At 69.9% G+C, this 9,818-nt stretch carries 11 protein-coding genes and 1 tRNA gene; 9 read left to right on the top strand and 3 right to left on the bottom strand.

All coding sequences use genetic code 11. The features are described 5' to 3' along the window. Positions 1-426: helix-turn-helix transcriptional regulator (locus ABZS51_RS41260; RefSeq protein WP_355453409.1), on the top strand; the 426-nt coding region annotated here is incomplete at its 5' end. Between the two features lie 10 nt (positions 427-436). Here the strand turns inward: ABZS51_RS41260 and ABZS51_RS41265 are convergent. Continuing rightward, positions 437-1,003 (bottom strand): TetR/AcrR family transcriptional regulator, encoded by a 567-nt coding sequence (locus ABZS51_RS41265; protein ID WP_355453412.1) that lies wholly within the window; start codon positions 1,001-1,003, stop codon positions 437-439. Positions 1,004-1,177: 174 nt separating this feature from the next. On the opposite strand from ABZS51_RS41265, the gene ABZS51_RS41270 reads away from it, so the two are divergent. The 3 genes from ABZS51_RS41270 (at position 1,178) to ABZS51_RS41280 (ending at position 3,310) form a co-directional block, all read left to right on the top strand. Further along, positions 1,178-1,609: a hypothetical protein gene (locus tag ABZS51_RS41270; protein WP_355453414.1), complete on the top strand. Its 432-nt coding sequence runs from the start codon at positions 1,178-1,180 to the stop codon at positions 1,607-1,609. Positions 1,610-2,063: 454 nt separating this feature from the next. Then, the gene (locus ABZS51_RS41275; protein WP_355453417.1) at positions 2,064-2,792 is read left to right on the top strand and encodes an alpha/beta hydrolase; all 729 of its coding nucleotides are present in this window, start codon (positions 2,064-2,066) and stop codon (positions 2,790-2,792) included. Further along, a complete protein-coding gene (locus tag ABZS51_RS41280; RefSeq protein WP_355453420.1) occupies positions 2,792-3,310 on the top strand; it encodes a hypothetical protein in 519 nt (172 codons plus the stop codon). The genes ABZS51_RS41275 and ABZS51_RS41280 overlap by 1 nt, the downstream gene beginning before the upstream one ends. 27 nt (positions 3,311-3,337) lie before the next feature. Here the strand turns inward: ABZS51_RS41280 and ABZS51_RS41285 are convergent. Continuing rightward, positions 3,338-3,411: transfer RNA gene (locus ABZS51_RS41285), tRNA-Met, on the bottom strand. 128 nt (positions 3,412-3,539) lie between these two features. Continuing rightward, positions 3,540-4,196: an HNH endonuclease family protein gene (locus ABZS51_RS41290; protein WP_355453423.1), complete on the bottom strand. Its 657-nt coding sequence runs from the start codon at positions 4,194-4,196 to the stop codon at positions 3,540-3,542. 113 nt (positions 4,197-4,309) lie between these two features. Here ABZS51_RS41290 and ABZS51_RS41295 point away from each other — a divergent pair, with 113 nt between their 5' ends. From ABZS51_RS41295 to ABZS51_RS41315, 5 genes are all read left to right on the top strand, one after another. After that, complete coding sequence (locus tag ABZS51_RS41295; protein WP_355453426.1) at positions 4,310-4,801, top strand: hypothetical protein; 492 nt, start codon at positions 4,310-4,312, stop codon at positions 4,799-4,801. Positions 4,802-5,113: 312 nt separating this feature from the next. After that, positions 5,114-6,025: a M23 family metallopeptidase gene (locus tag ABZS51_RS41300; protein ID WP_355453429.1), complete on the top strand. Its 912-nt coding sequence runs from the start codon at positions 5,114-5,116 to the stop codon at positions 6,023-6,025. A gap of 145 nt (positions 6,026-6,170) precedes the next feature. Beyond that, complete coding sequence (locus tag ABZS51_RS41305; protein WP_310707678.1) at positions 6,171-6,695, top strand: PadR family transcriptional regulator; 525 nt, start codon at positions 6,171-6,173, stop codon at positions 6,693-6,695. Next, positions 6,695-7,387: an ABC transporter ATP-binding protein gene (locus tag ABZS51_RS41310; protein ID WP_355453432.1), complete on the top strand. Its 693-nt coding sequence runs from the start codon at positions 6,695-6,697 to the stop codon at positions 7,385-7,387. The genes ABZS51_RS41305 and ABZS51_RS41310 overlap by 1 nt, the downstream gene beginning before the upstream one ends. Further along, a complete protein-coding gene (locus tag ABZS51_RS41315) occupies positions 7,384-9,597 on the top strand; it encodes an FtsX-like permease family protein (RefSeq protein WP_355453435.1) in 2,214 nt (737 codons plus the stop codon). Before ABZS51_RS41310 ends, ABZS51_RS41315 begins: the two co-directional genes overlap by 4 nt. The last annotated feature ends 221 nt before the right edge of the window (positions 9,598-9,818 follow it).

A 9,818-nucleotide genomic window follows, 5' to 3' on the forward strand; every position in this document is an offset into this window, starting at 1 on the left:
CGCGCTGCGGCCGACGGCGGCGCCGCGGCGGCCGACGGCGGCGCCGCGGCGGCCGACGGCGGCCGCGCTGCATCGACGGCTGACGGCGGCGGCGCTGCATCGGCGGCTGACGGCGGGGGGCTGCTGGAGGGCGCGTTGCGCCTGTACGGCGCGATGGGCGCCGACCGCGACATCGCCCGGATCTGCCGCGTCATGCGCCGGAACGGCGTGCCCATCCCGTACCCCTGGCGCGGCGGCCGCCCGTCCCACGGCCAGATCCTTTCGTCGAGGGAGCGTGAGGTGGCGCTGCTGGCGGCGGCGGGGAAGACGAACCAGGAGATCGCCGCCGAGCTGTTCCTGTCCAGGCGCACGGTCGAGAGCCACGTCTCCAGCGCCCTGCGCAAGCTCGGCCTCCCGTCACGCAAGGAGCTCAGGACCCTGCTCTGACGCCCCGCCTTCAACGGGCGGGCGGCTGGGGGCGCAGGCCGTCCATGACGACCGTGATGAAGCCGTCGACCAGCTCGGGCGACGCGGGTTGCGAGCGTGCGAACGCGTAGACGACCTCGCCGAGCATGACCATCGTGACAGCCGGGTCGATGTCGGTCCGGATGCCGCCGTTCGCCCGGACCCCGGCGATCATCTCTTCCATGACCCGCACGAGCTCCGCCCGCCGAGCCGTGGTGGCGGGCAGGTCCATGCCGGTCAGCTGGTCGTTGATGGCATGGTGGGCGGACTGGAAGGCGATCAGCTCGGCGAGGAACGTCCGCAGTGCCTGCTCCGGACCGTTCTGCTCCAGCAGGTCCCTGGCGCGCCGCACCACCGGTTCGAGCAGTGCGGACACGGCCGCGTCGATGAGCGCCTCCTTGCCGCCGAAGCTGCGCACCACGGTGGCCGTCCCCACGCCGGCCTCCTTGGCGATGGACTCGACGGTGAGGGTGACGCCGGGCCTGGCCAGCAGCGTCTTGGTGGCCTCGAGCGCGAGCCCCCTGTTGCGTACGGCGTCGGCCCTGCGACCTGTTGACATCTGAAATGAGCCTTCTGTTTATCTGGAATATGTATTTCATTTATCGTAGCGCAGAGAGGTCATCAATCTCCATGAACGAGCGGATCCTGATCTCCGCGCACTGGGCCTCGGTCACCCCCATGACACGCCAGAACGTGCACATGTACTGGACGATCGCTCGATCAGGAGGCAGGAGTGCAAGAAATCGAGTTCCGGCCGGGCAGCGACCACGAAGAAATCGTCATCGATGGCATTCCGTTGCTCGACCTCGTGCGCGCGGCGGAGCTCCGAATCGCCACTGCAGGGTTGCCGGACCCTTTGCCGGGCAGCGCACGGCTCATCCCGCTGTCCGGCTGCCTCGACGAACGCCGCCTGAGCCTGCTGGTTCGGGCAACGCTCCAGCGCTCGCTCGGTGCGGACGACGTCGCGGAGCGCTTGGCCGCCGAGGGCACTGTCGAGGATGTCGGGTGGCTGGGCGACCTCTCGTGTCGCCGGGCTGCCGCGGCGACCTCACGGACCTGGCAAGCTGGCGCAACGCCGCCCGGCATCGCGGGCACTCGCCGTCGACGGTGTGGATCGGCCATCCCTGGCTCAACGTCACAGCGGACGGCGACCAGCTCCTGCTGACCGGTCCGACCGAACACGGTCCGGGCCCCGAGCTTGCTCGGATCGCCCGCCGGTCGTTGGATTCGGCTGTTCAGCAGGCCGCAGCAGAAGTTCGCCATTTCGCCCGGCCACTCCAAGAGCTCTGCATCAAGCTCGTCGGCGCTCGCAGGGCGGATGCGTTGTGCACGGCGCTTCTCGGAGGATCTTGGCTTCGCGCCGGCTCGGACTGGCTGGCGCAACCCTCCCCCATGACCGCGCAGTTCCGGGTTCGGAGGAGTTCGGAAACAGCTTCCAAGGTCCCCGTCGCGATTGCCACAGCGGTGGCCGGGAACCGTCGGCGGCGGCCGGCACGTTGTGCCGGTAACCGATGCGGTTCTCTTGTGAGGTCACTGCGATGCTCGGTGCCACGGCCAGTTCCTTCCCTCGGCTTGCCGCAAGCGAACGGGAGCCGCTACGAACCTCCCTCTCGTCCACGATGGTGTTCTTGCACGGCCTGGGATGTGATCGAGGCCAGTTCGCGGGCCAGTGGCAGGGGCTGAATCCCGGACTGAGGCTCCTCAGCCTTGACCTTCCCGGACACGGCGATTCTCCCGAGTCGCCGACCGGCGCGTACACGGTCCAGTCGATGGCGGACGCGGTCCTCGACGAATTGCGCGTGCGGAAACTGAGGGGCGTCGTTCTGGTCGGACACAGCGCCGGAGGGCTCGTGGCACTCGACATCGCCGTGGCCCATCCTGATCTCGTCTCCGGCGTCCTGCTGATCGACAGCAATATGGCGCTCACCGCCGCCGACCGGCGGGTGAACAGGCGTCGCGCGGAGGAGTCCGAGACAGGCGACTGGCGGCGTCACTACATGGCCTCCATGAGAGATTCCTGGGGACCCGATGACGAAGCCGGCGATGCCTGCCTGCGTGCCGAGGTGCTGCGAACGCTCGAACGGGCCTCGGAGCGGGTCGTCCGGCCTTTCTGGCATGACATCCTGGCCTTCGACCCCGTGGATCTGTGCAGGCGCTGTCCGGCGCCGATGCTTTACGTACGCAGCAGGCGAGACACTGACCTGACGGTACTGCGATCGCTGAACCCACTCATCTCCGTCGTGGACCTGCGGCCGAACTGTCACGGCCATTGGCCGCATCTTCAGCGTCCCGACCTGGTCAATGGCATATTCCATGAGTTCGTGGCCGGGCTGCCCAAGGATGGCTGATGGACGTCTCAGTGTTGATCAACATCGGAGCCGTGATCGTATCGATCTCAGCGGTGGTGGCCTCATCGCGGATCTCCCGCAACCAGTTCAAGGCGCAGCGGCACGGGAACCACATCGAACCGCTGATCGACCTCCTCGAAGAGTTCCGATCGCTGGAGTTCCACCGCAACTACGCCTTCATCCGCGACGAGTTACCGAAGCTGTCCAGCGACAAAGGGATATCGGGGCTTGACGATGAGGTGCAGCGGAAGATCTATGACATCGGGTATTTCTTCCAGCTCTACGCCATTCTGGCTTACCTCGACATCATCGATGAGCAATTCGTGGGCACCCTGCTGCACCGGCGCTATGTCGAGATATGGCGGTCGTTGCAGCCGTTCGTGCACAAGGAACGAGAATTGCAGAGCCTGTCCGACAGCGCGATACTCAACATCTTCGAGCACTTCGCGACCCAGCTTCTCGCGCACCCGCCATCGGACATGCGGATGATGCTCGCTCAGGGACGACGACGACGCTGAGCGCGGTTCGCGACGGGGCGACCTGAGTACCTGCACCAGGACTCGAACCTGGGACCTCCGCATTATGAGTGCGGCGCTCTCGCCGACTGAGCTATGCAGGCTTCGGCGAGATCAACTGTCCCAGGAACGGACCACCTGAAGCCACCCGTTTTAGGAAGCGGGCTACCACCTGGCCGAGCCCGAACCCGGACCCGATCAGAGCCCGCCTGACCGGGCCCGGTTCCCGGTGTCAGCGGCAGGTGCGGAGCATGTTGAGCAGGGCCACCTTCTCGCTCCGGGTCACGAACAGCCGGTAGTGGTGCTTCACGGTGATCCACGAGGTCGCGTAGCGGCACCAGTAGGCGCGACGCTGCGGCCGCCAGCTCTGCGGCCCCTGCCCGCCCTTGGCGATGTTGGCGGAGTGGCTGACCGTGACGAGTTCCGGCCGGGTGAGGTCGTTCGCGAAGGCCCGCCGCCGCGCCTCGCTCCACCTGCGGGCCCCGGAGCGCCAGGCGTACGCGAGCGGCACGACGTGGTCGACGTCGACCTGCCGCTCGCTCTTCAGCCGCTTCCCGTCGTACGGGCTGTACCAGACGCCCTTGACCGGGTGACAGGCCGCGTTCTTGCGCACCTGGCGCCCGTCGCGTGCCAGGACCACCTCGCGCACGTCGCACCTGCCCTTGTGGTGGGCCCAGCGCGGCTGGAACCGCCGGTGGCTGTAGCCGCGGATGGATAACGGCCGGGCGACCCTCAGCTGGGCCAGCATGCCGCGGGCCAGCGCACCGGCCTCGGCCTGCGATCGCTTACGCGGGGCGGCCGCCGCCGGCGGGGTGGCGATGACGGCGGCGATCGGCAGGGCCACGAGGGTGAGCACGGCGACTTGGACTGCCCGACGCGAGTAGATCATGTTCCACCCATACCAGGGATCCGTCGCCTGCGGCAGCGATACTCGACGCACGAAAGAGTGAGGTGAGCGTCTCCCGCGCACGCACTTGTGATCGTTTCGGATACGCTCCGGACATGAGGGTCCGCCGCTCCCGGTTCGGGAAGATCGCCGCCGGAGCAGCAGGAACGGCCCTTCTCCTGGGTGGGCTGGCGTATGCGACCATGGGGACGTCCACCGGTCCGGAGTGCGGCGCCACGGAGGCAGGCGTCGTCCCGGTGCTGGCGGCGCAGAAGATCCTCACCGCTCATCCGGACGGCGCCGTCGTCCGGGACCGCCACGCCGGGTGCTTCGCAGACGACCCGTTCCCGTACGCGGGCAGGTTCTACGAGTTCACAGGGACCCGCGAGGAGTACACCTCCTTCTACGAGACCGCCGTCAGGACGGACGGATGGCGGCCCGTCGTGAGTGACGAGCCCTCCCAGGACGTCTGCTACACCAAGAGGATCGGCGAGGTCACGGCTTTCCTCTCACTGGGAGGGCACAGCGTCGACGGCGTCCGGGGATACGGCATCGACATCTCCGCCTCCTACGGCGAGACCCCGGAGAACGGCGGCCTCCTGTGCTGACGGTCTGCCCACGTCGAGGTGCTTCCGGGGAGGAGCGGCTCGGGCAGCACTTCGAGGATCCGCCGTACCGGGACGTGCGCCCGAATAAGGCACGACCAGATCCATGATTTTTGGCGTGCCTGACGGCATACTTGTTCATCGGCTCATGATCGCTCGGCGCCGACGGCCGGCCCGGCAACCGGCGGTACAAGCCGCAAAATTTCATTTCGACAAAGATTGATGAAGAGAACTTTCAACGGTAGCTTCTTGATCGACCTTCTGGGCGCCCAACCGTATCCCCCCAATACGAAGCACCTGTTCAGAGAGGTGAGCATGCCCACACCCCCCAGGCCGGCATGGCCCAAGACCCTCATATCCGCCATCCCGGTCCTGCTCGTCGGCCTCACGGCCGTCCTGCTTCCCCAGGCCGCGTCAGCGCAGAGCAGCACCGCCCTGGCCGTCTCCCACAAGAGCCCGTTCAACTGCGGGAAGACCTTCTACGCCAACAACTGGACCGGGACCCCCGCGCACAACCCTTCCGGCTCCATCGACTGGCAGGACTACGGCAGCGACGACATCAACGGCGAGACGGTGCGTGCCACCGCCGCCGGCACCGCCTACTTCTACAACGCCGGAAGCACGAGTTACGGCCAGTGGGTGGAGATCCGTCACAGTGACGGCACCAGGACCCGCTACGCCCACCTCGCGAGCATGGTGAAGTCGGCCGGCAGCTCGATGAGCGTCAGCCAGGGCACCGTGATCGGCACGGTCGGCTCGACCGGCGGCTCCAACGCCCCGCACCTGCACTACGAGCAGCGGACCTCCGGCGGCGCGATGGACACCAGCCCCACCGTCGAGGGCGTGACCGTGTCCCTGGGCCAGAAGAAGGCCATCACCAGCACCAACTCCTGCGGCGGCAGCGGCAACCCGCACACCCCCGAAGAGGTCTGCGGCAGCGGTTACTCGGTCATCGACTCGGCGGCGCTCACCGGTGGCCGCGTGTACCTGCTCTACAACTCGGGCAACGGCTACAACTGCGTCGCGACGCTGAAGACGACGAACCTCAGCTCGTCGACGTCGATGTCGGCGTTCCTGGAGCCGCAGGGGTCGAGCAGGACGACAGACTCGGGCAGCTACCAGTACTACGCGGGTCCCGTGAAGCGCTCCGCGTCGGGGCAGTGCGTCAAGTGGGGCGGCTCGATCGGCAGCAGCGCGTACACGAGCGGCTTCGAGCACTGCGGCTGACCGGCAGGCCGGCATGAGGTGATCGGTCGCCGGCGGAGCCTCGCGAGGGCTCTGCCGGCGACCGATTCCGTACGAGAGCTGTCGTCGCCCAGAACGGAGCAGGCGCGTATCACTGGCGGATATACACTCAGAGTATATTCGTTCCATGAGCGTCCCTCTTGCGCTGCTCGGCCTCCTTGAGCGGGAACCGAGCCACGGTTACGACCTGAAGCGCGACTACGACACCTACTTCGGCAGGGGCAAGCCCCTGCCCTTCGGACAGGTCTACTCCACGCTCGCCCGCCTGGCCAGGGACGGCAAGGTCACCGCCGGGCAGAACGAGCCGGGCGACGGCCCGGACCGCAAGCAGTACGTCATCACCCCGATCGGCAAGGACGAGGTCGAGGCGTGGCTGGCCGAGCCGGTCGCGGCCGAGCCGTACCTGCAGACGGTGTTGTTCACGAAGGTCGTGCTGGCGCTGATGCTGGGCCGCGACGCGGCGGGCTACCTGGACACCCAGCGCGCGACGCATCTGCGGCGGATGCGGGAGCTGACCGAGCTGAAGCGCGACGCCGCGCTGGTCGACATGCTCCTCGCCGACCATGCCCTGTTCCGCCTGGAGGCCGACCTGCGGTGGATCGACGTCACGCAGGCCCGGTTGGGGGCCCTGGCGGAGACGGTGCGCCGCTGATGATCGTCAACGCGCTCCTGCGCGCCGAGGGGATCAGCCGCTCCTACGGCAACACGCCCGCGCTGCGGGAGGCCAGCCTGTCGGTGACCGCGGGCGAGACCCTGGCCATCATGGGTCCCAGCGGCTCCGGCAAGTCGACGCTCCTGCACTGCCTGGCCGGGATCTTCACCCCGGACAGCGGCGAGGTGTGGTTCGACGGGCGGCGGCTCGACACGCTGGACGACGGCCGCCGCAGCGAGCTGCGGCGCACCGCCTTCGGCTTCGTCTTCCAGTTCGGTCAGCTCGTGCCCGAGCTGACCGTGGCCGACAACGTGGCGCTGCCGCTCCTGCTCGGCCGGACCAGGCGCAGGGCCGCCTACGCCCTGGCCGCCTCCTGGCTGGAGCGGCTGGAGCTGGGCGGCCTGGGCGGCCGGCGTACCGGGGAGCTGTCGGGCGGGCAGGCACAGCGCGTGGCGATCGCCAGAGCGCTGGTGACCCGCCCGCGGGTGATCTTCGCCGACGAGCCGACCGGCGCGCTCGACTCACTCACCGGCGAGCACGTGATGGAGCTGCTGGTGGGCCTGGCCCGCGAGGAAGGCGCCACCGTGATCGTGGTGACGCACGACGCGCGGGTCGCCGCCTGCGCCGACCGGGAGGTCGTCGTGCGCGACGGCAAGGTGACCGACCCGTACGCGAGCGGGATCGTCCGATGATCCTGCTGGGACTGCGGTTGTCGCTGAGCAGCGGCAGGGAGACGGCAGCCCGGCTGTCGCTGATCGCGGCCGGGGTGGCGGTCGGCGTCGCGGTGCTGCTGGCCACGCTGTCGCTCTTCAACGCCTTCCAGGCCACCAACGACCGCCCCTGCTGGGAGTGCACGCAGGGCACGGCGCCCAGCGGCCGGGCCCTGGACGCCACCGCCGGCGGCGCGCTGTGGAACCTGCGCGAGGACTACTACGCCGGCCGGCGGATCAGGAGGCTGGACGCGGCGGCGCTCGGCGGCCGGGCACCGGTCATCCCCGGGCTGTCCCGCATGCCCGCCCCCGGCCAGTACTACGCCTCGCCCGCCCTGGCCGGGCTGCTGGACTCCGCGCCACGGGAGGAGCTCGCCGGCCGCTTCCCGGGAACGCGGGCGGGCCTGATCGGCGAGGCCGCGCTGTCGGGGCCCGACGAGCTCGTCGTCGTGGTGGGGCGGACGCCGCAGCAGGTCGCCGCCGTGCTCGGCACCCGGCAGGTGGACACGGTCGCCACCGAGCCCGCGGTGGACGACAACACGGACGCCTATCAGGTCGGGTTCGGCATCGCCGCCGTCGGGCTGATCGTCCCGCTGCTGGTGCTCGTGGGCACCGCCACCCGCCTGGCCGCCGCCCGTCGCGAGACGCGCTTCGCCGCGATCAGGCTGGCCGGCGCCACCTCCCGGCAGATCAACACGCTCGCCGCGGTGGACGCCGCGCTGGGCGCGCTGCTCGGCGCACTGGCCGGTGTCGTGCTCTTCCAGCTCGTACGGCCGGCGGTGGCCGCGGTGCGGGTCACCGGGTCGCGCTTCTTCCCCGAGCTGGCCGTCCCGGCCCCCTGGCAGTACGCGGCCGTGCTCGCCGGCGTGCCGCTCGTCGCGGCCGGCGCCGCGCTGTGGTCGCTGCGCCGGGTGCGGATCTCACCGCTCGGCGTGGCCAGGAAGGCCGCACCGCCGTCGCCGAGGGCCTGGCGGATGATCCCGCTCCTGGCCGGGCTGGGGCTGTTCGCGGGCCCGGCGTTCCAGGGCGGCAAGCTCCACGCCCTGCCCACCGACGCCGGGATCGCCCTCGTCATGATCGGCCTCGTGCTGGCCGGGCCATGGCTGACGATGCTGGCCGCGCGCCTGACCGCCCGGCTGACCCGCGGCGCGGCGACGCTGCTGGCCGCCCAGCGCCTGGCCGCCGACCCGAAGGGGGCCTTCAGGTCGGTGAGCGGGCTGGTGCTGGCGGTGTTCATCGGGACGACGATCGCGGCGCTCGTACCCGCGGTGGTCACGGGCCAGCAGGCCGTGGCCGGCGGCACGCTCAACGGCGTGCTGGGCGCCACGTTCTCCCGGCCCGGCATGGACGGCCTGCCACCGCGGGCGGCGGCGGACCTGCTCGCCCGGTTACGCGCCCACCCCGGCGTGATCGTCCTGCCCATCTACGCCAGGGCGGACCTGGAGAGCCTCGGCCCGCCCCCTGACGACGTGCCACCCGCGACCTCCGTCGTCGAGTGCTCGTACCTGGCCCGCTTCCCCGTGCTCGGCCGCTGCCCCGCGGGCGCGCAGGCCGTGATGGGCCGTTTCGACCGTCTCGTCGGTGCCGACAACCCTCTCTTCATCGACAAGCTGCTCCCCCTGGCGGGACCCACCAGCCAGTCCGTTTCCGCCACCGGGCTCGACCTGACGGCCGTCATGGTCCGCACGGACGACACGGCGACGCTGGAGCGGCTGCGCACCCTGCTGGCCGCCTACACCGCCCAGGCACCGATGACCTTCGCCGAGGTCGCCCAGGTCAGGACGGACCTGTACACCCGGGCGGAAAGCGTCGCACTGGCCATGGTGGCGCTCACCCTGATCGCCGGCGGCTGCAGCCTCGTGGTGACGGTCGGCGGCGGCCTGGTGGAGCGCAGGCAGCCGTTCACTCTGCTGCGGCTGGCCGGGACGCCCACGCGCACCCTGGCCACGGTCGTGCTGCTGGAATCGGCGCTGCCGCTCGTCCTGGCCGCCGTGCTCGCCGCCGCGGCCGGCTTCGGGGTGGCCGAACCGCTCATCGACCAGCTCGCGATGAGGGGCGCCTCCCTGGCGATGCCCGGACCGGTCTACTTCGCGTCCGTCGGCGGTGGCCTGGCCGCCTCCCTCCTGGTGATTCTCACGGCCCTGCCGCTGCTCAGGCGCATGACCGCGCCCGACAACGCGCGCTTCGAATAGGAGCCCGTCAAGCTCGGGCCGCCCGTCGTCGGGCAGGCCGTCCCGGCCGGTCTCGGGGACCGGCGGGACGGCCTGCCGTGACGTGGTCAGATCTCTTCCACGCTGCTCGGCTCACGCCGGGACAGGTCGATACCGAGCTCCTCCGCGGCGCGGAAGACGTCCTCGTCGGTGTCGCGCATCTCGATCGACATGCCGTCGCTGGACAGCACCTCGACGTTGAG

The organism is Nonomuraea sp. NPDC005501 (assembly GCF_040605905.1).
Classification (GTDB): domain Bacteria; phylum Actinomycetota; class Actinomycetes; order Streptosporangiales; family Streptosporangiaceae; genus Nonomuraea.